General features: G+C 36.2%; 26 protein-coding genes. 11 read left to right on the top strand and 15 right to left on the bottom strand.

All coding sequences use genetic code 11. The annotated features are described in order from the left end of the window. Positions 1-2: 2 nt before the first annotated feature. From rfbB to AC0IXC_RS16725, 7 genes are all read right to left on the bottom strand, one after another. Complete coding sequence (gene rfbB, locus AC0IXC_RS16695; protein ID WP_002030413.1) at positions 3-974, bottom strand: dTDP-glucose 4,6-dehydratase; 972 nt, start codon at positions 972-974, stop codon at positions 3-5. 15 nt (positions 975-989) lie between these two features. Continuing rightward, positions 990-1,535 (bottom strand): dTDP-4-dehydrorhamnose 3,5-epimerase, encoded by a 546-nt coding sequence (rfbC, locus tag AC0IXC_RS16700; RefSeq protein WP_002011381.1) that lies wholly within the window; start codon positions 1,533-1,535, stop codon positions 990-992. Between the two features lie 8 nt (positions 1,536-1,543). Further along, a complete protein-coding gene (locus tag AC0IXC_RS16705; protein ID WP_002086946.1) occupies positions 1,544-2,281 on the bottom strand; it encodes a sugar phosphate nucleotidyltransferase in 738 nt (245 codons plus the stop codon). 14 nt (positions 2,282-2,295) lie between these two features. After that, the gene (locus AC0IXC_RS16710) at positions 2,296-2,976 is read right to left on the bottom strand and encodes a glycosyltransferase family protein (protein ID WP_002030417.1); all 681 of its coding nucleotides are present in this window, start codon (positions 2,974-2,976) and stop codon (positions 2,296-2,298) included. 11 nt (positions 2,977-2,987) lie between these two features. After that, positions 2,988-3,674: a glycosyltransferase family protein gene (locus AC0IXC_RS16715; protein WP_002140852.1), complete on the bottom strand. Its 687-nt coding sequence runs from the start codon at positions 3,672-3,674 to the stop codon at positions 2,988-2,990. Further along, positions 3,671-4,360 carry a class I SAM-dependent methyltransferase gene (locus AC0IXC_RS16720; protein ID WP_002125965.1) on the bottom strand — a complete coding sequence of 230 codons (690 nt, stop codon included), beginning with the start codon at positions 4,358-4,360 and terminating at the stop codon, positions 3,671-3,673. The genes AC0IXC_RS16715 and AC0IXC_RS16720 overlap by 4 nt, the downstream gene beginning before the upstream one ends. A 155-nt stretch (positions 4,361-4,515) precedes the next feature. Next, a complete protein-coding gene (locus AC0IXC_RS16725) occupies positions 4,516-5,613 on the bottom strand; it encodes a tetratricopeptide repeat-containing glycosyltransferase family 2 protein (RefSeq protein ID WP_002030419.1) in 1,098 nt (365 codons plus the stop codon). A gap of 165 nt (positions 5,614-5,778) precedes the next feature. Between AC0IXC_RS16725 and AC0IXC_RS16730 the strand changes: the two genes are divergently transcribed. From AC0IXC_RS16730 to AC0IXC_RS16760, 7 genes are all read left to right on the top strand, one after another. Beyond that, positions 5,779-6,558 carry a BclA C-terminal domain-containing protein gene (locus AC0IXC_RS16730; protein WP_471653057.1) on the top strand — a complete coding sequence of 260 codons (780 nt, stop codon included), beginning with the start codon at positions 5,779-5,781 and terminating at the stop codon, positions 6,556-6,558. A 123-nt stretch (positions 6,559-6,681) separates the two neighbouring features. Continuing rightward, positions 6,682-7,527, top strand: a complete 846-nt coding sequence (locus AC0IXC_RS16735; protein ID WP_002186420.1) for a TylF/MycF family methyltransferase — start codon at positions 6,682-6,684, stop codon at positions 7,525-7,527. Between the two features lie 224 nt (positions 7,528-7,751). Continuing rightward, positions 7,752-8,510, top strand: a complete 759-nt coding sequence (locus tag AC0IXC_RS16740) for a class I SAM-dependent methyltransferase (protein WP_471653058.1) — start codon at positions 7,752-7,754, stop codon at positions 8,508-8,510. Between the two features lie 6 nt (positions 8,511-8,516). Further along, complete coding sequence (locus AC0IXC_RS16745; RefSeq protein ID WP_326997642.1) at positions 8,517-9,443, top strand: glycosyltransferase family 2 protein; 927 nt, start codon at positions 8,517-8,519, stop codon at positions 9,441-9,443. A gap of 130 nt (positions 9,444-9,573) precedes the next feature. Beyond that, positions 9,574-10,734 carry an FtsW/RodA/SpoVE family cell cycle protein gene (locus AC0IXC_RS16750; protein WP_002030401.1) on the top strand — a complete coding sequence of 387 codons (1,161 nt, stop codon included), beginning with the start codon at positions 9,574-9,576 and terminating at the stop codon, positions 10,732-10,734. 79 nt (positions 10,735-10,813) lie between these two features. Then, positions 10,814-11,554, top strand: coding sequence for a bis(5'-nucleosyl)-tetraphosphatase PrpE (gene prpE / locus AC0IXC_RS16755; RefSeq protein WP_002086958.1), 741 nt, complete (start codon positions 10,814-10,816; stop codon positions 11,552-11,554). 223 nt (positions 11,555-11,777) lie between these two features. Next, complete coding sequence (locus tag AC0IXC_RS16760; RefSeq protein WP_471653059.1) at positions 11,778-13,172, top strand: peptidase G2 autoproteolytic cleavage domain-containing protein; 1,395 nt, start codon at positions 11,778-11,780, stop codon at positions 13,170-13,172. 45 nt (positions 13,173-13,217) lie between these two features. On the opposite strand, the gene AC0IXC_RS16765 is transcribed toward AC0IXC_RS16760, so the two are convergent. From AC0IXC_RS16765 to AC0IXC_RS16780, 4 genes are read right to left on the bottom strand one after another with little or no spacing between them, the layout of a single operon-like run. After that, positions 13,218-14,111 carry an RluA family pseudouridine synthase gene (locus AC0IXC_RS16765; RefSeq protein ID WP_002134973.1) on the bottom strand — a complete coding sequence of 298 codons (894 nt, stop codon included), beginning with the start codon at positions 14,109-14,111 and terminating at the stop codon, positions 13,218-13,220. Between the two features lie 15 nt (positions 14,112-14,126). Next, positions 14,127-14,924: an NAD kinase gene (locus AC0IXC_RS16770; protein WP_002011365.1), complete on the bottom strand. Its 798-nt coding sequence runs from the start codon at positions 14,922-14,924 to the stop codon at positions 14,127-14,129. A gap of 18 nt (positions 14,925-14,942) precedes the next feature. Then, entirely contained in the window at positions 14,943-15,581 is a 639-nt protein-coding gene (gene yjbM / locus AC0IXC_RS16775; protein WP_002125951.1) for a GTP diphosphokinase, read from the bottom strand. 30 nt (positions 15,582-15,611) lie between these two features. Continuing rightward, entirely contained in the window at positions 15,612-15,983 is a 372-nt protein-coding gene (locus AC0IXC_RS16780; protein WP_002030390.1) for a UPF0738 family protein, read from the bottom strand. A 144-nt stretch (positions 15,984-16,127) separates the two neighbouring features. Between AC0IXC_RS16780 and AC0IXC_RS16785 the strand changes: the two genes are divergently transcribed. The 4 genes from AC0IXC_RS16785 (at position 16,128) to AC0IXC_RS16800 (ending at position 18,587) form a co-directional block, all read left to right on the top strand. Then, positions 16,128-16,706 (top strand): CYTH domain-containing protein, encoded by a 579-nt coding sequence (locus AC0IXC_RS16785; protein WP_002030388.1) that lies wholly within the window; start codon positions 16,128-16,130, stop codon positions 16,704-16,706. A 185-nt stretch (positions 16,707-16,891) separates the two neighbouring features. Next, positions 16,892-17,290: a globin domain-containing protein gene (locus AC0IXC_RS16790; protein ID WP_000043388.1), complete on the top strand. Its 399-nt coding sequence runs from the start codon at positions 16,892-16,894 to the stop codon at positions 17,288-17,290. Next, complete coding sequence (locus tag AC0IXC_RS16795) at positions 17,290-18,183, top strand: ClpXP adapter SpxH family protein (RefSeq protein ID WP_002011359.1); 894 nt, start codon at positions 17,290-17,292, stop codon at positions 18,181-18,183. The genes AC0IXC_RS16790 and AC0IXC_RS16795 overlap by 1 nt, the downstream gene beginning before the upstream one ends. Before the next feature lie 230 nt (positions 18,184-18,413). Beyond that, entirely contained in the window at positions 18,414-18,587 is a 174-nt protein-coding gene (locus tag AC0IXC_RS16800; protein ID WP_002086970.1) for a hypothetical protein, read from the top strand. A 132-nt stretch (positions 18,588-18,719) separates the two neighbouring features. Here the strand turns inward: AC0IXC_RS16800 and pepF are convergent, their stop codons facing one another. From pepF to mecA, 4 genes are all read right to left on the bottom strand, one after another. Next, the gene (gene pepF, locus AC0IXC_RS16805; RefSeq protein ID WP_061674937.1) at positions 18,720-20,546 is read right to left on the bottom strand and encodes an oligoendopeptidase F; all 1,827 of its coding nucleotides are present in this window, start codon (positions 20,544-20,546) and stop codon (positions 18,720-18,722) included. A gap of 50 nt (positions 20,547-20,596) precedes the next feature. After that, positions 20,597-21,832 (bottom strand): competence protein CoiA, encoded by a 1,236-nt coding sequence (locus AC0IXC_RS16810; RefSeq protein ID WP_471653060.1) that lies wholly within the window; start codon positions 21,830-21,832, stop codon positions 20,597-20,599. A gap of 91 nt (positions 21,833-21,923) precedes the next feature. Then, positions 21,924-23,468, bottom strand: coding sequence for a cardiolipin synthase (locus tag AC0IXC_RS16815; protein ID WP_002064255.1), 1,545 nt, complete (start codon positions 23,466-23,468; stop codon positions 21,924-21,926). Positions 23,469-23,540: 72 nt separating this feature from the next. Then, on the bottom strand, positions 23,541-24,224 hold the full coding sequence (mecA, locus tag AC0IXC_RS16820) for an adaptor protein MecA (protein ID WP_002030378.1): 684 nt from the start codon (positions 24,222-24,224) through the stop codon (positions 23,541-23,543). Between the last annotated feature and the right edge of the window lie 112 nt (positions 24,225-24,336).

Here is a 24,336-nt window from a genome sequence, read left to right on the forward strand (position 1 = left end):
CCTTACTTTTCTTTTAGTGGTTTCCACCAGTCCACATTGTTTTTATACCATTCCACCGTTTCTTTTAATCCTTGTTCGAACGTATACTTCGGTTCCCATTCAAACTCATTCTTCATTTTTTGTGCATCAATCGCATAACGACGGTCGTGACCTAAACGGTCTGTTACAAATTCAATATCTTTTTTCGTTTTTCCTAAAAGTTTTATAATTTGTTCCACAACATCTACATTTGTTTTTTCGTTATTTCCGCCGATATTATACACCTCTCCTACACATCCCTTATGCAAAACGGTGTCAATTGCACTACAATGATCCGTTACATGCAGCCAATCCCTTACATTCAATCCATCACCATATAATGGTAGTTTCTTTCCTTCAAGCGCATTCGTAACCATTAAAGGAATTAATTTCTCAGGATATTGGTACGGTCCATAGTTATTAGAACAACGTGTTACAACAACTGGTAATTGATACGTTTCATAATAAGATAAGGCTATCATGTCGCTACTCGCTTTACTTGAAGAATATGGACTATTAGGAGCTAGCGGGGTTTCCTCGGTAAACTTTCCTGTTTTCCCTAAAGAACCGTATACTTCATCTGTTGATACTTGCACGAGTTTAATATGTGAATATTTTTTCACTAACTCCAACAGCGTGACTGTACCTATTACATTCGTATCATAAAAAGGAATTGGGTTTTCAATACTACGATCCACATGTGATTCAGCTGCGAAATTTACAATTACTTGCACGTCACGTTCCTTAACAACATGTTCCAGCAGCTCTCCATTTTGGATTTTCCCTTTTACAAATGAGTAGTTAGGATTTTCTTGAATAGACTTTACATTATTTAAATTCCCGCTATATGTTAATGCATCGTAATTAATGATTTTATATGTTTCATAGTTTTTTAACATATAGTGAATGAAATTACTTCCAATAAATCCAGCTCCACCTGTAACTAATATATTCATAAACAACTCTCCTACTTAAAAACTATCTTCATATTCCTGAAGTAATGGTAATATTCGATCCTTATCGGACAAGATAGGATTTGTTACCGGCCATGGAATTGATAATTCTTTATCTTCCCAAAGCAAACCGGAATCGTGATCAGCACTATAATACTCATCTACTTTATACATAACAATTGTATGAGGTACAAGTGTACAAAAACCATGAGCAAATCCTTTCGGCACTAATAATTGCCTATGATTATCCGCACTTAAAATATAACCTCTCCACTTTTTAAATGTAGGTGAATCTTTTCGCAAATCAACGATAACATCATATATTGCACCTTGCATAACTTGAATGAGTTTCGTTTGTGCTTTCGGATTTTTTTGAAAGTGTAGCCCTCGAATCGTCCCCGAATGCGCTGAATAAGATACGTTATCTTGCAGAAATGAATGCGTAATCCCTAACGATTCTAGCATCTTCTTATTATAACTTTCAGTAAAAAAACCTCGCTCGTCTTCAAACAATCTCGGTTCTAACAATTTCGCATCGGTAAAATTTGTTTCTACAACTTTCATATTTTCACCTATTCTCCATTAAACTGTTTCCCAAAGTTTATATCCCGCGCTAACGTATTCGCTCTTTGAAGAGAAGCATGCGTTCCCGCATCAGTCCACCAGCCACTCATTTCATTATAAGTAAGTACTCCTCGTTTTAAATACCAATTATTTATATCTGTAATTTCAAGTTCCCCTCTTGCGGAAGGTTTTAATTCTTTTATATAAGAAAAGACTTTCGAATCATACAAATAAATTCCCGTAACAGCATAAGAACTTTTCGGCTCATTCGGCTTTTCTTCAATTTCAATTATTTTTCGGCCTTGAATATGCGCTACACCAAATCGCTCGGGATCTTCTACAGATTGAAGCAGCACTTTAGCCCCTTCTTTTTGACTTGTAAACTCTTCAACATACGGGCAAATATCATCTGAAAAGATATTATCTCCTAATATAACTACCATCCGATCATTTCCTACGAAATCTTCACAAAGTCCTAGCGCCTGCGCAATCCCACCCGCCTTATCTTGCACACGATACGTAAAGGATACACCAAACTCTTGACCACTTCCTAGAAAGCTCACAACATCTCCCATATGCTCTTTACCGGTAATAATCATAATATCTGTAATTTCACATCGCTTCAGCTTATATACCGCATGATAAATCATCGGATACCGCCCAACGGGAAGTAAATGTTTATTCGTTACTTTCGTTATTGGATATAATCTCGATCCTGTCCCGCCTGCTAAAATAATCCCTTTCATCCTTCATCTCTCCCTTATGATGGAGATAGCACCTCTTTATAATGTTCCACAAAAATCCCCCGGTATTTCTCATATGTATCCGCATCAAACTCATCTCCGTTGTAATGAATACACCATAGATTTGCTTGATTAGGGATACCAATTAAATATCCAGCCTTTTGAAATTCTAAAGACTGTGACACATCATAGAAATGGAATCCTTGAAACAAATCCTCTCGCCACGGAATATCATACTGCGTTGCCATGAGTAAACCATCGATTGCTTGCACTGACATAAAAGATTGATTTCCATAAAACCCCTGATCTAAATTTAATAATTGATAATTCTGTCTTCTGTACTCAATCACTTTCCCTACTAAATTTTTTCCTTCCCACCATATCCCGTTACTCGGTAAAAACTGAGCACCAGCTACTCCAATTAAACCAAGCTTTTCATTTTCTTTAAAAAGCGAAATGAGGGTACAAAACATATCACGATTAATAAGGTAAGTATCTTGATGTATATATACTTTATATTTCGCCGGATATGAAAGTGCTCGATTGTACGCACTTGCCATACTTTTCGCATCTCGTATCGGAAAAATTTGCACTACATAGCCAGGGGGAACAACAATGTTTCTTATTTGCCTTTCGCATTGCTCGAAAAGCTCTTCATTATTTACACAAACAACGACTAATATTGTATGATCTTTCATTTTGTAGCCCTCTATTCTTCCTTATTCACATCTGACATATAGTTCTCTACAAATACTTTTCTATACTTTTCATAGTTCGTCATATTTACATCGAAATGATAATGAATACACCAAGCATCACGCTGCACAGGGACACCGACTGTATACCCAGCTTTTTTAAATTCAAAAGATTGGGATACATCATAAAAATCAAACCCATCAAATAAGTCCTCTCGCCATGGAATATCATATTGTGTCGCCATCAATAAACCGTCAATACATTCCACAGGAATAAATGTTTTCGATTCATGAAATGGTTGCTCTAAACTTGCCATATAAAACAAATCGTTCATATAACCAATGACTTTCCCGACAATCCCACGCCCTTCGTTCCATACACCATTTGGAGGAACATATTGGGATCCAACCATCCCAATCATCCCAAGATGTTCATGCTCCTCAAATAATTGAATTAATCCGTATAGAAAGGCTCCATTTATAATAAAGACATCTTGGTGTAAATACACTTTATACTTCGCTGGATGTGAAATGGCTTGATTGTATCCGCTCGTCATACTTTTTGCATTTCGAATCGGCATAAATTGTATAGTATACCCAGGAGGTACTGCCAATTTCAATATATGTCGCGCACATTGTGCATACAATTTCCGATCATTTATACATGTAACAAATAGTATTGTTTTTTCTGCAGCACTCATAATTGTGATTTTTCTGCTTCAATAATATATTGAAATACAACTGTCTCAGCCATGAAGCCACTTCCAAGACGATACTTTTTACAAATTCCATATAACTCTTCAATAAGTGGCTCATATATTTTATGATCAACATATACACGATCTACTTTACTAATAGAATATCCTGCTTTTAAAAACATTCTTAGCATTTCATTAAAAGTAAAGAAACGAATATGCGTTTTATCTAATAATCCATATTCTGTATACGTCCAATTTCCAGCGAGTAAGGGAGCTAATACTGAAATGTGCGCAACGTTTGGTATGCTAGCTAAAATCACACCATTTTCTTTTATATATGGCTTTACTTTCTTTATGACAGCCCACGGATCAAATAAATGCTCTAATACATCCCCGAATATGACACAATCAAATTGTTCCTTCTCATAAGGAAGATCCATTGTTTCTATATCACCTAAAATAACATGATCTAGTTTTTCTTTCGCTTTTTCGGCAGCCTCTGGGAACGCCTCAATTCCTGATACACGTGCTCCATTTTCTTTTATAGCCGCTCCTAATGCACCGCTCGAGCAACCAATATCAAGAACTTCTTGCCATTCCTTTTTTATATGCTTGAATAAATTAGGATTTATCGCATTATAATAATGTTCAGATTTTTCTTCGTATAAAGAACTTTTCTCCCGATTCATTTCACACACTCCTTATGCAAATTGAATTTGAAATATAAACAAAAGATATTCTACAAAGGATGCCATCTCTATTGGTTGCATTACCGATAATCTAATATATAGCCATTCTACTATCATTAGAATAGCGACAAGTCATTTCCTAAAAATAGAACAAATTACATTTTATATTGTTTATCATAGATGCCTCTAAAATATTTACGGTTATATTCAATCGCAGCATTATTCGGAACATAAGAAGCTGCCAATTCATTATAATAATAAGCTTTATCTTGATCTCCTAATCTGCTATAACAAATACACATTTGTAAATATGGAATCCACGTATAACTAGCCGGACTGTGAAAAGGACTATCCTCTGCTAGCGGCACTTCAGTTGCTAGCTTAAACCAAAATATCGCTTCATTATACTTTTGTTGTTCCATATATATATATCCTATTCTTGTACAATTCTCTCCTCTAGGAATACCATAACGAAACGACTTCGTACAAGTTTCAACTGCCTTCTCCCAGTCTCCTAACTTCGCATAACAATCTCCTAACTTACCACATGCATAAATTTTCTCTTCATGCCATCCTTCCTCTTGATTAAGAAATGTTTCATACAGAAGAACCGCATCGTCGTATTTTTGATTATCCATAGATTCATTACCGTAATAAAATAAATCTCTCGGGCTTAATTCTTCTCCAGCTGCTACAGCATTTTGAAAAATTTTCAAATTACGATTCGTTATTTCTTTTTCTTTCTTATGCGTAATGGCGACATTACTATTGTAAATCTCACCAGAAACAGCTAAATACTCATGCACCTTTCCAAACCATTGAAATTGTTTTTCACGCTTTACAAGTCGATATCTTCTTGTGCAATATAAAGGTTTCCCATTAGAATCCATTACAAGATAATAAGGCATAGAAACAGCGTCAACTTTACAATCTAACTCTCGTTTTAATGTTTTCAGTGATTCTTGAGCTTCCTCTAATAACACATCATCAGCATCTAACCATAATATATATTCTTGCGTTGCTTTTGAAAACGCAAAATTTCTAGCTGCCGCAAAATCATCAACCCACGGAAAATCGTGTATGTTAGAAGTGTATTTTGCTACAATTTCCTTCGTTCGATCAGTGGATCCTGTATCAACTACAATAATTTCATCAACAATTTTTTCTACCGCGTCCAAACATCGATCTATTGTATTTTCCTCATCGCGAACAATCATACATAGACTAATTGTAATTCCTTGCTTGTTCAACATAATCACCCTCTTCCAACTCAATCATATGTTATACATACAATAAACTTTCCATTTTTTTAACTTGTTCAAGCTATTTAAGATTTCTTTTTAATAATTCAAATGTCCGTGTCATTTTCTTGTGATTTTGCATCTACTATATAATGAAAGCTTTATGGAGGTGAATTTATGTCAAATAATAATTATTCAGATGGCTTAAATCCTGATGAATTCTTATCAGCTAGTGCATTTGATCCTAATCTTGTAGGTCCAACTTTACCACCAATACCACCGTTTACACTTCCAACCGGGCCAACTGGTCCTACTGGGCCGACCGGGCCGACTGGTCCTACCGTACCTACTGGGCCAACTGGTCCTACTGGACCTACTGGACCGACTGGGCCTACTGGGCCTACTGGGCCGACTGGAGACACTGGTACAACTGGCGCGACTGGAGACACTGGCGCAACTGGACCTACTGGGCCGACTGGAGACACTGGTGCAACTGGACCTACTGGGCCGACTGGACCTACTGGGCCGACTGGGCCGACCGGGCCATCTGGATTAGGACTTCCAGCAGGATTGTATGCATTTAACTCTGCTACAGTTTCTTTAGCTCTTGGAATTAATGATCCTGTACCGTTTAACACGGTTGGATCTCAGTTTGGTACAGCAATTTCTCAATTAGACGCTGATACTTTCATCATAAGTGAAACTGGATTCTATAAAATTACTGTTATCGCATATACTGCAGCAGTAAGTTTATTAGGTAGCCTTGCAATTCAAGTTAATGGAGTTAATGTACCAGGTGCAGGCACAAGCTTAATCTCACTTGGAGCACCTATCGTTATCCAGGCAATTACACAAATTACAATAACTCCATCAATGGTTGAAGCAATTGTTACTGGAATTGGATTATCATTAGCTCTTGGTACAAGTGCATCCATTATTATTGAAAAAATCGCTTAATTTTTTTACTTAGCAGTAAAACTGATATCAGTTTTACTGCTTTTTCAATTATGAATTCAAGCATGAAACTTTCACTATCTACATAATCATATTGTTGTATGACATTTTGCAGGAGGCACAAATATGGAAAATAAATTTGCTGTTCAGCTTTATCTCGAGTTGTTAAAGAAAACAATTTTATTTGAAATATGGCTAGAGTATGAGCCATATTTACCTGCTTCATTACATATTTCTAAGGAACTTCCATATGAACCAGTTACCGTACCACTTCCTTTATTCATTAAGCAATATGCTGAAAACCATAACTTGAAAATTGTGAAACCAGATGTTTTAAAAAGTGAACGTCAAGATGGGATGGATTGGCCAAGAGCAGCACACAGTATGATCGGCCGGGAACGAATGAATCAATTACATGAAGCACTAGAAACAGTTGTCCGTGAAAATATAGAAGGTGATTTTATTGAAACAGGTGTGTGGCGCGGGGGATCGTGCATTTTTATGAATGGTTTTTTACAGGCAAATAACATTACTGATCGTAATGTGTGGGTTGCAGATTCATTTGAAGGTTTGCCAACACCGAATTTAGAACACTATCCGAAAGATTACGGAGATTATTTACACTCTTTCGATTACTTACGCGTTTCTTTAGAACAAGTACAAGAGAATTTTAGAAAATATGATTTATTAAATGATCAAGTAAAATTTTTAAAAGGCTGGTTTAAAGATACTTTACCAACAGCACCAATAGAAAAAATCGCAATTGCACGCCTTGACGGTGATATGTACGAATCCACAATGGATGGTCTCGTGAACTTATACGATAAAGTTTCTAAGGGTGGCTATATTATTATCGATGACTATGGACTACCAGCTTGCGCAGAGGCCGTGACAGACTTTAGAAATCAAAGAAACTTAAAAGCTCCTATTACTAAAATTGATGTATTCGGGGTTTATTGGCGAAAAGAATAGGGCGAAACTTTATTCAGTTAGGGTTTCTCCATCTCACACTAATTATTAGCCTTCGCCAATAGCATGATAAATAAAAACAAAAGCTCCCATTACTATTTCCAGTTGTTCTAGGGAGCTTTTTACATATCGCAACAGTTCTAATATCGTTTCCCCTCCCACTATAAAATGTTAGCTGCATATTAAAAATGTTGGTTCCCTATTTACTACAAGGAAGGAGTGAAATTATGAGCGAGCTTGAAAAAAAAATCGCATTAATCCCACCTCCCGAACTCGTCCAATATGTAGGTGGCGACTTTCAAAAGGTTGGAAAAGAATTCACAAAGCATTTTATTCAAATTGGCAGTTTAAAATCCAATGAAACAGTGTTAGATGTAGGTTGTGGTGTCGGTCGAATGGCGGTTCCATTAATGAATTACTTAGGTGATGATGGAGCTTATTATGGATTTGATTTATTTAAAGATGGCATTACATGGTGCAAAAATAATATTTCAACTGCCCGTAGCAATTTCCATTTTGAACACGTTGATATATATAATCAATTCTACAACCCAGAAGGAAAAGAAGATGCTTCTCAATACAAATTTCCATATGAAGACGATTCATTCGATTTTATTTTTTTAACTTCTGTATTTACCCATCTCCTTCCGAAAGAATTAGAACATTACGTATCTGAGATTGTACGTGTTCTAAAAAAAGATGGGAGATGTTTTATTACCTTCTTTCTCATTAACCCTGAATCATCCTATTACTTAAATTCTGGGCTAAGTACATTAGGTTTTTATCATCAAATTGAAAATTGTTATGTTGTGAATAAAGATATTCCTAATTTCGCAGTTGCCTATCCTGAAGAAGATATCCGCACCTTATTAAATAAACATGGCTTAGAGGTAATTAATAAACCGCATTATGGTTTATGGTGCGGCAGAAATGAGTATACAAGTTATCAAGATATCGTTCTTACAAAAAAAGCTTCTGAAAGGTAGTTTCGTATGAATAATAAAAAAAAGTTACCTCTCGTTTCCATCCTTATTCCCACTTATAATCGACCACATTATTTCAAAATTGCTCTAGAAAGTGCATTAGCACAAACTTATCCAAACATTGAAATTATTATAGGAGACGATAGTACAAATGATGAAACAGAAATCTTAATAAATGAACAGTATTTACCTAATTATAAAAACATAACATACATTCGAAATACCACTACTTTAGGACAATTTCATAACGATCTTATGCTCTTAGAGAAATCTAATGGGGAGTATATAAATTTTTTAATGGACGATGATGTGTTTTATAATCATAAAATACAAAAAATGATGGCTTATTTTGAGCAAGACACAAATAAAAATCTCGCTCTTATAACTTCTTATCGAGTACGTATTGATGATCACGGGAATTTAATTGGAGATGCTCATCCAACACAAAGATTATATAGCGAAGACATTCAATTAAACGGAATATTTTTAGGCGACTGGATGTTAAAAGGTGGACATAACATTATCGGTGAGCCTACAACTATTCTGTTTAGAAAACAGTTACTCACTGAACCTTTCGGCACGCTAAAAGGAAGGCACTATTCTTGTAGTGTCGATATGGCATCATGGATTTCCTTACTTTCTAAAGGAGACGCAGTATACATATCCGAACCTTTAAGCCAATTTCGCTACCATACTGGGCAACAAATACACAGCAAACTCCTTGAAGGATCTGAGGATTTTACGCACCTCGTTATAACTTCAAAAAAATACGGATTTTTACAAGATAATACAGATTATAGACTAGGTCTAATTAGCGCTTATAAATGGTGTAAAGGTTCCTTAGAATATTATAGCCAGCTACCAAACCTCATTCCAGATGCACATGTACGTCTTTCCCATTGTTTGGACATAATTATAAAAGAGCTACATCATTAGTCTATTCTGCGAAAATAAAATGTGTGAGCTTTACGTGAATAATGCGTATAGTTCATACATTCTTTTTAAACTATGTGATGCACCAACTAAAACCCACTAATATAGAGAGCAGTAGAAAGGAATTCATACAGTGAAAGATCCGAACACTCAATATCAAATAGACTACATATTAATATTCATTTTATTTGCCATTGGGATTGTTAGCTGCTTTGCTATCGCAAGTGCACAAGCTTCTTTACCACCATTTTTACAAAACGTAAATTTTGTATTAAAACAAATCCAATGGTATGCCATTGGATTTATCGCCATTGGTGTTATTATGGTTATTGATTTCGATCGCTATAAACAAATTGCTTGGTATTTATATAGCTTTGCACTCATACTTCTAATTGGCCTAGAACTTCAAGTTCCTGGCGCCGTTACAATTAAAGGGGCTACCGCGTGGTACAGACTTCCAGGCATCGGAAACTTTCAGCCTTCTGAAATTATGAAATTATTTTTGATTATCGTCGTTGGGCGAATTATAGCGAATCATAATGAAAAATACCTTTTTCGGACAACTCGTGAAGATTTCATTTTACTTTTAAAAATATTTGCAGCTAGTTTACCTCCACTACTTCTAATCGCAAAAGAACCTGATTTAGGAAACACAATGGTCATTTCAGCGATGCTTGCAACAATGGTTTTAGTTTCTGGTATACGTTGGCGCTTTATCCTCGGATTAACCTCCGGTATTTTCGCCATAGGCTCTACCTTAACATATATTTATTTCACGCATACAGAGTTCTTTAAAGAGCACATTCTAAAAGAATATCAATTAAATCGCTTCTATGGTTGGCTTGCACCTTATGAATATGACGCACAAGGATACCAATTAAGACAAGCATTTTTAGCTACTGGATCAGGAGAGATGCAAGGAAAAGGATGGGAAAATAGACAAGTATATTTTCCAGAGCCACATACAGATTTTATTTTTACAAATATCGCTGAACAATTCGGTTTTTTAGGAGCAAGTGTTATTATTTCATTTTTTTTCTTACTCATTTACCGAATGATCCATATCGCTTTAGAAAGCAATGAACCTTTCGGTAGTTATATTTGCGCTGGTACAATTGGAATGTTTACGTTCCAAGTATTCCAAAATATTGGGATGACAATTGGTTTACTCCCTATTACAGGAATAACGTTACCGCTTATGAGCTACGGCGGGAGTTCACTGCTCACATATATGGTTGCTATTGGATTTATTTTAAACGTACGCTCAAGAACTAAAATCTTTATGTTTAAATGAACCATATCGAAAAACGGTATGGTTTTTTTCTATGTCCATTTTAGATATACTAATGAAAAAATGAGCTGGAGGTTTAAATATGAAATATGACATTATAGGTGATATTCACGGATGCTTCCAAGAGTTTCAAGATTTAACAACGAAACTAGGGTATAGCTGGGATAGTGGTATCCCAATTCATAACGCAAAACGAAGGCTTGCATTCGTTGGTGATATTACAGACCGAGGTCCTCATTCATTACGGATGATTGAAATTGTATGGGAGCTCGTAATAAATAGAAAAGATGCTTATTATGCTCCAGGGAATCACTGTAATAAACTGTATCGTTTCTTCCTTGGACGTAATGTTACAATCGCTCATGGGCTCGAAACAACTGTTGCAGAATATGAAGCATTGCCTTCTAATAAGCAACAAATAATAAAAGAAAAATTCATTACTCTTTACGAACAATCACCGCTATATCACATACTGGATGAAAAAAATTTAACCGTCTGTCACGCTGGTATTCGGCAAGATTACATAGGAAGACAAGATAAAAAAGTACAAACCTTTGTATTATATGGTGATATTACAGGCGAAAAACACCCTGACGGCTCACCTGTCCGCCAAGATTGGGCGAAAGAGTATAAGGGTGAAACATGGATTGTTTATGGACATACACCTGTCAATGAACCTCGCTTTGTGAATCATACAGTCAATATTGATACTGGTGCTGTATTTGGTGGTAAACTAACTGGACTACGTTACCCTGAGTTGGAGACCGTTTCTGTCCCTTCTTCCCTACCTTTTGTCCCTGAAAAGTTCCGCCCAATTTCATAAAGTGAAACTTTAATCAGTGGGGGTTTTGTTCATCCGCCACTGATTATTAGCCCGCACCAATCGGGATAAATACCTCTACTTAATACAATTCACGATTTGCAGAGGATCATGGTGTTTTCTAGACATATTCCACACTAAAACTAGATAAAGCAATTAAAAAAAGATGCAATAAAGTGCATCTTTTTTTAATTGCACGGCATATACTGTCGCAGGAGGTGACGGAATGAAGAAAAAATCTTCTAAACAAAAAAGAAAATTCCACCCTTTATACCATCCCATGTATGGAATTAACAACTGGTGCAGTATTCGAGCTGCAGCTATAGAAGAAATAGAAGAACAAGAGTCATCAAAAAAAAGCAAACCGAGAGAAACATATGTCTCTTTAGAAAATGCTGTTATGAGGCGAATTATAGATAGCAGGAAAATAAAAGCAAAACAAAAAAAGAAGCTCGCTTCTAATAATGATGAACCTGTGCTTAATTCGGAAAAGATACAAGAAAATATAGAAGAAAACATTCCTGCAGCAATAAAGGAAAAAGTACAACCAGAAATTCCAGCTACTATTATAAATCAAGTAAAAAAAATAAAAGAAGCATTAATCTCGGGCAACGATGTACAAATAGAAAGATCCGCCCCTATTCAGGCTCCTGTACCTACACCTATAAAAAAAGAAAATAACAAAGGAGCTCGTCACGCATATAAAGAAGGACTTCACTCTAAAGCTGATGGAATCGCTTCACATGCAGAAGGGCTTCTTACACATGCAACGGGTCCCTTTTCTCATGCAGAAGGGACAAAAACAAAGGCAACTGGACATAGTTCGCATAGCGAAGGAAGTGAAACGACAGCAGGCGGCTCTTATTCTCATGCAGAAGGAAAACATGCAATTGCTTTGGGCGAAGCAGCACATGCAGAAGGAACCGCAACTATCGCTAACGGATTCTCATCTCATGCGGAAGGAAATCATACATCAACAGCTAATTTTGCAGGCAGCCATATTATGGGTAAATTTGGTACAGCAGAAGAAGCTTATTCCTGGTTTATCGCAAATGGGACAAATGACACTGATTATAATATAGGTGCCAAATGGCTTGCCCATAACGGAGAAATGTATATCGATGGTGCTTCTTACAATGCAGGTGGTACTGATTTTGCACAAATGTTTGAGGCAGCAGATGATAGCCCTATTGATATCGGCTATTTCATTACATTTAGTAGCGAAGAAAAAATTCGAAAAGCTACTTCAAATGATTCATTCATATTAGGAATATCTAGCGCTACCCCCGCTCTCATAGGAAATAGCGGTGCTTTAAGTTGGCAAAAACGCTATAAAACAGACAGCTTCGGAAAACGTCAATATACGCGTACGGATACGCAAGAAATACGACCTCTTTTAAATACAGAATGGGATCCAGCTTGTAAGTATATATCAAGAAGAGACCGTACTGAGTGGCTTCCTGTCGGATTAATTGGACAAATGTTAGTACGTGATGACGGCACTTGCGAAACACACGGATATTGTCGTCCGAATGATGACGGCATTGCCACGAAAGCTGAAAGTGGCTTTTTCGTTATAAAACGTACTGGTGAAAATCAAATTTTAATATTATTCCGCTAAAAAAAGGGAACAAAATTCTTTTTATGATAAGAATTTTGTTCCCTTTTAATTGTTATGTAAAGCGTATTGCATATCCTCTGGGATACTTACGGTAAAAGTCATTCCCTTTTCTAAAATAGGATGATAAAACGTCAAAGATGTACTATGCAGCGCTTGACGTTTTATCACATCTCTTCGGCCACCGTATAGATCATCCCCAAGTAGCGGATGTCCTATATATGCCATATGTACACGAATTTGATGTGTTCTTCCCGTCTCGAGCTCAAGCGCTACATGCGTCTTATCGGAAGAACTCTCCATCACTCTAAAATGAGTAACAGCTCTTTGACCATCTTCACAGACAGTTCGCTCGATAATACTATCCGCTTTTCGTCCGATTGGCGCGTCAATCGTTCCTACTTCTTCTAAAATAGTCCCATGAACGATTGCCTCATACGTTCGTTTCACCCCTTTTTGTTGATGCTGCTTCGATAAAAGGTGGTGAACGAATCTATTTTTCGCAATTAGCATAAGCCCTGAAGTATCACGATCTAACCTCGTCACAATGTGCACCGTACTTGCAAGATTTTGTTTATCATAATGATATAAAAGAGCGTTTGCAATACTTCCTGACGGGTGCTCCCTAGACGGAATCGTCGACATATTTGCTTCTTTATTTATAACAAGAACCGCATCATCTTCATATACGATACATAAAGGGATCTCTTCCACTTCCATCCCTTCACTTCTTTCCTCCACTGGAAAAAAGATTTGTAACTCTTCACCAGCTTGTAACTTGTGACGAACACTTGTGTGTTGACCGTTTACTTCAATTGCTCCCCCGCGGAACTTTATATCCGTTAAAGCAGCTTTCGAAATCCCTTTTGTTTTCAAAAATTCTCTAACTAAAGTTCCCTCTTCAGCCAGCCCTATATCCCATTTCAATGTAAATCTGTTCAAATATATAAACCCTCTCTATTTATCTGCAACAAACGAGTCACGAACACGTTTCCAGAATGGGAACGGACGGAAACGAACAAATCGTACTTTCTCGTTTGCAACGCGATACTGAATTGATTTCACATCTTGATGAACCATCGTCAAATGATCCACGGTAATTTGCATGTTCATTCCTGCAGCCGGCTTTAAAACGCATGTATGATGCTTCGGCAGTACGAGCGGCGAACCTACCGTACGAAATACACGATTGTTGATAGATGCCATTTCTGCAATTTGAATCGCTTCAATAGAAGGGTGAATAATTGCTCCGCCAAGCGCCTTATTATACGCGGTACTTCCTGAAGGAGTAGAAATACAAAGACCATCTCCGCGAAACGTTTCGAAATACTCTCCGCGTATTTCCACTTCTGTTACTAATGTACCTTCTGCACTTTTTACAGTCGCTTCATTCATCGCCAAATACTGCGACTCTTTACTACCATTCACATAGCGAATAATCACTTCTAAAAGTGGATATTCAACCACTTGGAACGGTGTTTTAGCGATTGCAATCACCAACTTCTCTACTTCCGTCGGTAACCAATCTGCATAGAAACCTAAATGCCCTGTATGTACACCAACAAATGCGGTTTCATCTAATCGATTATAGTAACGATGGAATGCATATAAAAGCGTTCCATCTCCCCCAACAGAAATTACAATATCAGGTTCCTTTTCATCCATTGTAAACCCAAAATCTAACAAGTATTCTTTCATCGTACTTGCTAGTGTATCTGATGATTGATCTCCCTTTGACATAATTGTAAATTTCATCGCCCAACACCCTTTAGTTTATGATTCAGAATCTTTCGTTTCCTGCTTTCGTGAAAAGACCTTTTGCGCTTCTTGAATTTCAAGACGAATGGAAGACATTTCTTCATCTAATAAAAACGCCGCTTCCGCTGCACGTTGTAAGCGTATTTTAATATCTTCAGGAAAACGTCCACTATATTTGTAATTTAAAGAATGCTCAATCGTTGCCCAAAAATTCATTGCTAACGTGCGAATTTGAATTTCAACTAACACTTTTTTCTCCCCCTGTATCGTTTGAACAGGATAACTAATGACAACGTGGTAAGAGCGATAGCCGCTATCTTTCTTTTGCGTTACATAATCACGTTCTTCTACAATGTCAAAATCATTTCGTTTTCGAAGATATTCTACAACAGGCTTAATCTCATCTACGAATTGACACATCATTCGAAGGCCCGCGATGTCCTGCATATCTTCTCTAATTCGGTCTAGCGGTACATTTCTCTTCTCCGCTTTATCAATAATACTTGCAACCGACTTTACCCTTCCTGTTACAAACTCAATTGGAGAATGCTCCGTTAACATTGCAAATTGAGTACGCATTCCTTTTAGTTTCACTTTCAGCTCCGCCACCGCTTGGTGATACGGTGCTAAAAATTCTTCCCAATTACGATTCATTTCAACCACCACCAAAATCAATCCATTTGCTTATAGAAACACTTTTTCTACAGCAGTTACTAGTTCTTCTCCGTAATTTGCATTACCTTCAATATTTTCAACTAAATACTCTACTTCTTCTTTTAATCCTTCTAATTCTATTTCAACATCATTCACGCGAATAAACATCGCTGTATCTTTATTCATCGCTTCATGCACTGCTTCCCAGCATGTATGCGGAATACTTACATAAATGAAAGATGATTCATTTTCTAAGATATATAAAAATGATAAATTGTCTGAGTCTACAAGTACGTGATTACGCGCACTTAACTCCTTTACCTCTATTTCAGTATTTTCTGCACAAAAAATAAGCGCATTCTCTCTCGTTTCTACGCTCTTAACTTGAATTTTATTTTGCATACTCGAACTCCTCCATCTCAACTTCCTGTCTTACTTAACAGTATTATTGTATCATAACATGGACGCAAACAAATAAAACATTGAACCAAATTTGCGAAAAAGCGATAATGTGGAAAGAATTATTTTTCAAAAGGAGCGCATACAATGACACAAGAAATTGAAATTGAATTTAAAAATATGGTTACAGAGGAAGAATTCCAAACATTATGCAAATCTTTTTCTATTGAAGCATTTACAAAACAAGTAAATCACTACTTTGAAACGCCTCACTTCTCTTTAAAAGATACGGGCTCTGCACTTCGTATTCGTCATAAAGATGGAACTTATACATTAACATTAAAACAACCTGCTGAAATTGGTTTATTAGAAACTCATCAGTCTGTAACAGAAAAAGAAGCACAACTTATGATGGAAACAAACACAATCATTCAAGGAACTGTAATGGATCAGCTACACAAATTACAAATTCCCGTTTCCGCTTTAACTTATATGGGTAGTTTAACAACAGAAAGAGCTGAAATATTATTTGAAGGCGGAACGCTTGTCTTTGATCATAGTTTCTATTACAATCACGATGATTATGAAATTGAATACGAAGTGCAAGATGAAAAGACCGGTAAAGCAGCATTTATAAGGTTATTAAAGCAACATAACGTACCAGTTCGTCATACAAACAACAAAGTAAAACGCTTTTTCCTTGCCAAACAAAACGAAGAGCGCTAAAGTAAAATTTCCATCAGTGAAGAAGAGCTGTACTTACGGCTACATTTCACCTTTTTGAAAAGCAAAAGATTTATTAGCAACATATAGAATAAGCAAAGAATGTTATGAAGGCTGTTTAGTTGCTCTTCATAACATTCCATTGCTACAATAGATATACATTTCATGGAAAAAGGGGTTTATAAAGGATGAGCAAGCAACCGATGACACCATTTGAAGCAATCGGCGGTGAACAATGCATTGCAACATTAGTGGATACATTTTATTCCTATGTCAGTGAACACCCTGACTTATCTCCGATCTTCCCGGATGATTTAACAGAAACTGCTAGGAAGCAGAAACAATTTTTAACACAATATTTAGGTGGTCCTAATTTATACACTGAAGAACATGGGCATCCTATGCTAAGAGCACGCCATCTTCCGTTTGAGATTACTCCAAAACGCGCAGAAGCTTGGCTGTCATGTATGGAGCAAGCAATGGATGATACAGGAGTGCACGGTCATATAAGAGAGTTTGTTTTTGAACGTTTAGCATTAACTGCTCAACATATGGTCAATACTCCAAATGAAACAGGTGAAGTGTAATGGATAAGCAGGAAGCAAAGCATATAAATATGCCTTCTCCTTCCACATGCGAGCATAAATCTGTAGAAGCATATTTATTTATTGATCCACTTTGTAAAGATTGCTGGGATATCGAGCCATTTATTATTAAACTATGGCTTGAGTATGGGAAATACTTCTCTATTCGTCATATAGTAACAGGAAAAGTGGACGGGGCGAACGCTTCCTCACACAAATGGAATAAACCTGCTAATATTCGATTTGTGTGGGAAAAGACAACAAGTTTACAAGGTTTTTCATGTGATGGAAAAGTACATATGCAAGAGGCGTCGTCAACACCGTATTTAGTTTCGATGGCAATTAAGGCGGCGGAGTTGCAAGGCCGAAAAGCAGGTTCGAAGTTTTTGCGAAAACTCCAAGAATACATTTTTCTTGAAAATGTATCAAACCCTGACTGTGAATTATTGCTTACATGTGCTAAAGATAGTGGCATTGATGTAGAGGAATTTAAAAAAGACCTACACTCAGTTAGCGCAAAAAAAGCTTTCCAATGCGACCTAAAATTCACAAATGAGATGCATATTACAGAAATACCTTCCCTCCTATTTTTTCATGCAAATTCAGATGAGGAAGGTATTAAAATCACAGGGATTTATTCCTATGATGTATACGTACAGCTATTAAAAGAACTGGTAAAATGCGAAATTGAGCCAGAACCATTACCTCCTTTAGAAGTATTACTAGAAGCAACACAATTTATTTCTTCAAAGGAAATCTCATTTATATATGACTGCCCTCAGCAAGAAATAGAGCGTGAATTAAAAAAATTACAACTAAAACGAAAAGTACAAATGATTGAAGTGAAGTGCGAGCGTTATTGGAAATGGATAGCAAAAGAAAAAGACCTGGTGTAAACACCAGGTCTTTTTCTTTACGGCTTATAAAAATATTAAAGGGGATGGGAGAAATTTTCACGTTCAAACAAAGGGGTATATGTTTGTATGTGAATTCGTTCACGCTTATTATATTACAAGATTCGACGTCAGATGACAACCCCTTTTGTCGAATTTCACATTTTTGTCACATTCTAAACGTTTTCATTTTTGAATAAGCTATAAAAAAGAACATTTAGGAGGTTTTATTAATGAAAAAGTCTCATATCGCTCTAATTTTTCTAGCTTTCATTGTTTCTTTTTTCTTGTACATCCTTTCTCTACTACAAGCTTTTCCTAAAATTATTGCCTTCCCTCTTTTATTCGGAGTTATCGTCATCGCTGTCTCTTATTTCAACTATAGAAAACGATTTAAAGGATTTTAATTACAAAAATCAACTGTAAAACTGCCTTCTAATTTAGAAAAAGTAAGGAAATCCTCCTTATTTTTTCGACAAATATCGACAAAAACATTTTCAAACAAAAAAGACGAGGATAAAATCCCTCGTCTTTTCTCATTACTTTTCTTCAAATAATAACGCTTCTAATTCATTTAATTTCTCTTCAAATACTTGAAGTGCCTCTTTCACTGGTTCAGGAGATGCCATATCAACTCCTGCTTTTTTCAACACTTCAATTGGATAATCGGAGCTTCCCGCTTTTAAGAATTCGTTAATGTAACGTTCTACTGCTGGTTGCCCTTCTTCTAAAATTTGTTTAGATAACGCAGTCGCTGCACTAAATCCTGTTGCGTATTGATATACGTAATAGTTGTAATAGAAGTGCGGAATACGAGACCATTCTAAACCGATTTCTTTATCGATTACTAAAGCATCCCCGAAATATTTCTTATTTAAATCGTAGTAGATCTCCGTTAACATATCTGGCGTAACCGCATGTCCTTCTTGTACTTTTTTATGAATGATATGCTCGAACTCTGCAAACATTGTTTGACGGAATACAGTACCACGGAATCCTTCTAAATAATGATTTAATAAATATAGACGCTCTTTTTTATCTTCTGTCGTTTTTAATAAATAATCATTTAGAAGCGCTTCATTACACGTTGATGCTACCTCTGCAACGAAGATTGAATAATCACCGTATACGTGTGGCTGTGTCTTTCTTGTGTAATAACTATGCACCGAATGACCAAACTCATGAGCAAGTGTATATAAATTATTTACATTATCATGCCAGTTCATTAAAATATACGGATTTGTTCCGTATGCACCAGATGAATATGCTCCGCTTCGTTTGCCTTTATTCTCGTACACATCTACCCAGCGATTTTCATATGCTTCTTTTAAAATTTCAACATATTCATCACCAAGTACGTTTAAAGATTTTAATAACAGGTCTTGCGCTTCTTCATACTTCACATTCATTTTCACTTCTTGTACAAGTGGTGTATATAAATCGTACATATGAAGCTCATCAAGTCCTAGTGCACGCTTACGAATATCAATGTAACGGTGTAATAAATGTAAGTTGTCATTTACCGTTTCAACGAGTTGATCGTATACTGCTTCAGGAATATTATTATTGCTTAATGCTGCTTGGCGAGCTGAGTCATATTTACGAATACGTGCATTGAAATTATTACGTTTCACTGCCCCGCTTAACGTACTTGCAAATGTGTTCTTAAATTTCCCATACGTTTCAAATACAGCTTTGAATGCATCTTCGCGAACACGACGATCATCACTTTCTAAAAACTGAATGTAACGGCCATGTGTTATTTCTACCTCTTCTCCATCCTCACCTTTAATAGATGGGAATTTCAAATCCGCATTATTCAACATACCGAATGTATTACTTGATGCACTCATCACTTCAGATGCTTCTGCTAATAACGCTTCCTCTGCCTCAGATAATACGTGCGGGCGTTGACGTGTAATTTCTTCTAATGCATGCTCATATACACTTAGTTCTCGATTTTCTTGTAAGAATGTTTGCAATGTATCTTCTGAAATAGATAAAATTTCAGGTACGATATACGCTGTGCTACTAGATACTTGTGAGTATAAATTTGTTGCGCGATCATTCAGTGCTTGATACACAGAGTTTGTTGTATCTTGATCGTAACGCATATGTGCATATGTATATAGCTTACCTAATCGCATTGAAATTTCATCTTCATATTGCAATGCCTCAAGCAAATTGTCTGCAGAGTCGCCAAGCTTCCCTTTAAATTCAGTTAACTTTGGCAATAGCTCTTTAATAGCTTGGAATTCTTTTTCCCATTCTGCATCTGTTTGGAAAATATCTTCTAATCGCCATGTGCTTGCTTCTTCAATCTCATTGCGATTTGGTAATGATTTTGCTTTATTTTGTTCAGACATTCTGTAAGCCCTCCTTTAAATATCTCTACTTAAGTACAATTCTGTTTTTCTTATGTAATTCCTTCACGTTCATTCTTTATTATATCCCCTTTTTCTTCTCTCATGTTGAACTTTGTCTCAAATAGAGATAGTGCGTGCGCTAAGCAAATTTCATCATATTTCATAATTTCTCCCTCTGTTTTTACCAACACAACATCTCTTATTTTTCGATACTTATTAATACCTATTTTTATTAATACACCTGCATAACATAAAAATGTCATATACTCCGCAACTGCTACCTTCCATATATGTTGTGCAAAATACGGAAGTAGACGCCTCTTCGTATATTTTGCTACATAGTTACATACGTATTGCAGAGAAATATACTCCCCTACCTTAAGCATACCTATACACTTCAAATAAAGAGAAGCTTGCCATATAAATGGATTTGTTTGAAAAGCAAACGCGGATGGGAGCGGAACACCGATTTCAGAAGGAAAGCTCGCTGGGGTACATTTATATTGATATAAGAGGCGGAGTAGTGACTTATGATTATAATTCCAGATAGATAGAGCGTTTTGCCGAAAATGGTTCTTTTTTCTCTTCCATTCTTGTCCTAATACCTCTTTTTGGAAAGGAACAGAGGAAAAGAGCATGTCAACAGTAGTCGTATCAGTTGGTAAATAAATAGTATGTGAGAAAGAGACATTTGTAGAAAACGGAGTGATAAATGCGCATTTCATAAACGATTTTTGTTTCGGACAGAAGAAAATAAGAAACGGCTGAGGATAAGATTGTAAGGAGAAAGCCAGAAGTGAGGAAAATTTCATCCAATATGCAGATTGCTTTTTTAATTGATTTCCACCAATGATCCAGATGACCTGTATACCAGCTTGCCAATACGAGTATGTTCGTTTAGAAAGCTGTTCTATGGAGAGATTGGCGCATTGATATTCAATCGCAATTTCCCTACCTGCTCTCTCTACGAAAACATCTGGTCTTTGCTGGATTTTTGGAAGGTAATGCTCTATATCCACATAAAAATTTTGACGTTTCAACCATCTATATAACAATTCTTTACCGTGCATATGATACATAGATTCTGCTTCATAAAAGGTAAGACATGAATCCACTTTCTTATGAGCAAAATGCCAGCTCTTTTGTGTTCCTAATTTCATTTGCACTTCTTTTCCGCAAGCTGTACAAAAGAATTTTTCTCGTTTACGCATTTCGCGTAAACGTTCTTCATCCCGGTTATATAATAGATGAATTTTCTCTCCGCTTTCTCTCCTTGCAATAAACATCCACCATCACACCCTTTCAACTTCTTGTATTCTACAATTTACTACAAATTCCTCTCAAAAAAAGAGATGTCCTAAATTAGGACATCTCTTTCTATAATAAAGGTGATAATAACCGATACGTCGATTCAACAATCCGCCTATGAAGACGTCTCTTATGAAATCGGTCAACATGAATTTCACTGGATTCTTCTAAATCGTCTTTAAAATCTTGAACGAGCTTTCGAATGCTACCTGTATCATATAAAAAGGCATTTACTTCAAAGTTTAAATGAAAACTTCTCATATCCATATTAGCTGTCCCAATTGATGCGAGATCAGAATCCACGATGACAACTTTACTATGAAGAAAACCTTTTTCATATTCATATATTTTTACTCCTGCATCTAATAACTCCGGAAAGTACGATCTTGATGCATAAAAGACAGTCCGCTTATCTGGCTTACTTGGCATTAACAAACGAACATCAATACCAGCAAGTGCAGCTACTTTTAATGCAGATAAAATATCATCATCTGGGATAAAGTATGGTGTTGCAATCCAAATCGATTTCCTAGCTGAAGCAATCATTGCAAAATATAAATGTTTAATTGTTTCCCATTTATTATCCGGTCCACCTCCAACAAGTTGGACTCCGCCCCAATGATCACCCTCAACTGCTTCCGCTTGTAAATATTCAGGTGCTAATACCGCCTCACCAGTCATATAAAACCAGTCTTGAAGGAAAATTAGCTGTAAACTTTGAACTGCTTCACCGCGTAAATATAAATGCGTGTCTCGCCAAAAACCGAAATATTTATCCTTCCCTAAATACTCATCACCAATATTTAATCCACCTACAAACCCTTCATTTCCATCTATAATAACGATTTTTCGGTGGTTTCGATAATTAATTTTATCGTTTAAAATTGGAAAGCGCACAGGGAAAAATGGAATCATTTCTACTCCTGCATCATTCAATTCTTCAATATACGAATTTGATAATTTAAAGCTTCCAACCGCGTCGTATAAAAAACGAACGACAACGCCTTCTTTTGATTTTTTTATTAAAATATCTTTAATTTCTGTACCGAGCTTGTCATCACGCACAATGTAATACTCCATATGAATGTGGTGTTTCGCTCGATTTAACCCATCTAAAATTGCCTGAAACGTTTCGTCTCCATTTGTTAATGTCCTCGTTTCAGTTTGAAATGAAATATTTAAAGCACCTAGTCGATCTGCTAAACGAAATAACAATTCTTGATGCTTATGATTTCGTAAAATCCGTTCTTCGTAATCTTCGTGTCCCTTATATTGTAAAAACGCCTGTTCATCGAGTAATGCCTTCTTTTGGAACATTCTTTTTCTACGAAAATTTTGTCCAAATAAAAGATAAGCAAAGAAACCGAACACCGGAAAAATACCTAGTACGATTAACCACGTAAGTGTTTTAGACGGATGGCGGTTTTCTAAGAAAATAACACATCCAATTAAAAATGCGGAAACCGTAAATAAAATACTAATAATACCTAAAATAGAAACATCCTTTATCCCAATGACATCCGAATAAAATGCTACATCAATAAACATGCGTAATGAAACAAATAATGCGAACAATAGTAGAAAAAAGAAAAGTAGTTTTAACGTGTTTTTCATCTCTTACCTCCTTACTAAGAAAGCCTTCCTATTCTTCATAAAAAAAGCCGATTTCATACTATAGAAATCGGCCTACATTTTAGGAGGGAAATTGTTGCGAATTGTCTCAAGCGCACGCTCTTTCACAACCTGTTTCCCATACTCACTTACACGGTGAATCGTTAAAGTAGATTCTTCTCCATATTCTAAAACAATACTTAAAATACGATCAATTTCTTCTTCATCATGTAGCACTTCATCGAATTCCACATATACATAATATCGGTCCTCAAATGAATGTAATTCATCTTTTATATCTTCAAAGATAAGACGATGACTTAATGAAATAACATCTTCAAAATCATTAAACTTAATTAAAAAGCCAAACGTACCATCTTCATTAAAGTTTGTTCCTATTTGTTCTTCTACCTCTTCCACTAATTCTTGCTGGAATAATGATTCGATGCCTTCATCTAGAGGAATGTCTATAATTTTGTCTACACCTATTGGTAGTTCCAGCTTTTGTCCATCCTTTGAAAGCTCCGCTTTCGTTACAAGTACTTCAATCCCTTTATCGACTGCTTGCACTTGGATCCATAACGGCCCATCGATAAAGAAATCATCATGATCACGAGCTTCGTCCATCATCTCCCAAAAGAGCTCTTCACTTCGTTCGCGATCATACCAAATTTCTTCACGATTAAACCCTCTGTCCTCTATATCAATGTACGTAATAAAAAATTTCATCGTATGGTCATTAATTCTTTCAATATCCAAAATACAACGCTCCCTTCCTGCTTAGAATTGTTATGAAGGGATTCCCCACTCATATGACAAAACAATAGATTCTTGTACTCTCATTTTATGATAAGATTCTCCAGAAGGGAAA

The organism is Bacillus sp. AC266, from assembly GCF_979253805.1.

Excerpts from the sequence above, each read along its gene's own strand:
- AC0IXC_RS16815 (WP_002064255.1), bottom strand. The coding sequence starts at position 23,468 with ATGAAAAACACGTTAAAACTACTTTTCTTTTTTCTACTATTGTTCGCA.
- yjbM (WP_002125951.1), bottom strand. The coding sequence starts at position 15,581 with ATGAATCGTAATTGGGAAGAATTTTTAGCACCGTATCACCAAGCGGTG.
- AC0IXC_RS16770 (WP_002011365.1), bottom strand. The coding sequence starts at position 14,924 with ATGAAATTTACAATTATGTCAAAGGGAGATCAATCATCAGATACACTA.
- AC0IXC_RS16730 (WP_471653057.1), top strand. The coding sequence starts at position 5,779 with ATGTCAAATAATAATTATTCAGATGGCTTAAATCCTGATGAATTCTTA.
- AC0IXC_RS16795 (WP_002011359.1), top strand. The coding sequence starts at position 17,290 with ATGGATAAGCAGGAAGCAAAGCATATAAATATGCCTTCTCCTTCCACA.
- AC0IXC_RS16705 (WP_002086946.1), bottom strand. The coding sequence starts at position 2,281 with ATGAAAGGGATTATTTTAGCAGGCGGGACAGGATCGAGATTATATCCA.
- AC0IXC_RS16810 (WP_471653060.1), bottom strand. The coding sequence starts at position 21,832 with ATGTTTATTGCAAGGAGAGAAAGCGGAGAGAAAATTCATCTATTATAT.
- AC0IXC_RS16740 (WP_471653058.1), top strand. The coding sequence starts at position 7,752 with ATGAGCGAGCTTGAAAAAAAAATCGCATTAATCCCACCTCCCGAACTC.
- rfbC (WP_002011381.1), bottom strand. The coding sequence starts at position 1,535 with ATGAAAGTTGTAGAAACAAATTTTACCGATGCGAAATTGTTAGAACCG.
- AC0IXC_RS16715 (WP_002140852.1), bottom strand. The coding sequence starts at position 3,674 with ATGAGTGCTGCAGAAAAAACAATACTATTTGTTACATGTATAAATGAT.
- pepF (WP_061674937.1), bottom strand. The coding sequence starts at position 20,546 with ATGTCTGAACAAAATAAAGCAAAATCATTACCAAATCGCAATGAGATT.
- AC0IXC_RS16710 (WP_002030417.1), bottom strand. The coding sequence starts at position 2,976 with ATGAAAGATCATACAATATTAGTCGTTGTTTGTGTAAATAATGAAGAG.
- AC0IXC_RS16745 (WP_326997642.1), top strand. The coding sequence starts at position 8,517 with ATGAATAATAAAAAAAAGTTACCTCTCGTTTCCATCCTTATTCCCACT.
- AC0IXC_RS16735 (WP_002186420.1), top strand. The coding sequence starts at position 6,682 with ATGGAAAATAAATTTGCTGTTCAGCTTTATCTCGAGTTGTTAAAGAAA.
- AC0IXC_RS16780 (WP_002030390.1), bottom strand. The coding sequence starts at position 15,983 with ATGCAAAATAAAATTCAAGTTAAGAGCGTAGAAACGAGAGAGAATGCG.
- AC0IXC_RS16725 (WP_002030419.1), bottom strand. The coding sequence starts at position 5,613 with ATGTTGAACAAGCAAGGAATTACAATTAGTCTATGTATGATTGTTCGC.
- AC0IXC_RS16800 (WP_002086970.1), top strand. The coding sequence starts at position 18,414 with ATGAAAAAGTCTCATATCGCTCTAATTTTTCTAGCTTTCATTGTTTCT.
- AC0IXC_RS16760 (WP_471653059.1), top strand. The coding sequence starts at position 11,778 with ATGAAGAAAAAATCTTCTAAACAAAAAAGAAAATTCCACCCTTTATAC.
- rfbB (WP_002030413.1), bottom strand. The coding sequence starts at position 974 with ATGAATATATTAGTTACAGGTGGAGCTGGATTTATTGGAAGTAATTTC.
- AC0IXC_RS16785 (WP_002030388.1), top strand. The coding sequence starts at position 16,128 with ATGACACAAGAAATTGAAATTGAATTTAAAAATATGGTTACAGAGGAA.
- prpE (WP_002086958.1), top strand. The coding sequence starts at position 10,814 with ATGAAATATGACATTATAGGTGATATTCACGGATGCTTCCAAGAGTTT.
- AC0IXC_RS16720 (WP_002125965.1), bottom strand. The coding sequence starts at position 4,360 with ATGAATCGGGAGAAAAGTTCTTTATACGAAGAAAAATCTGAACATTAT.
- AC0IXC_RS16790 (WP_000043388.1), top strand. The coding sequence starts at position 16,892 with ATGAGCAAGCAACCGATGACACCATTTGAAGCAATCGGCGGTGAACAA.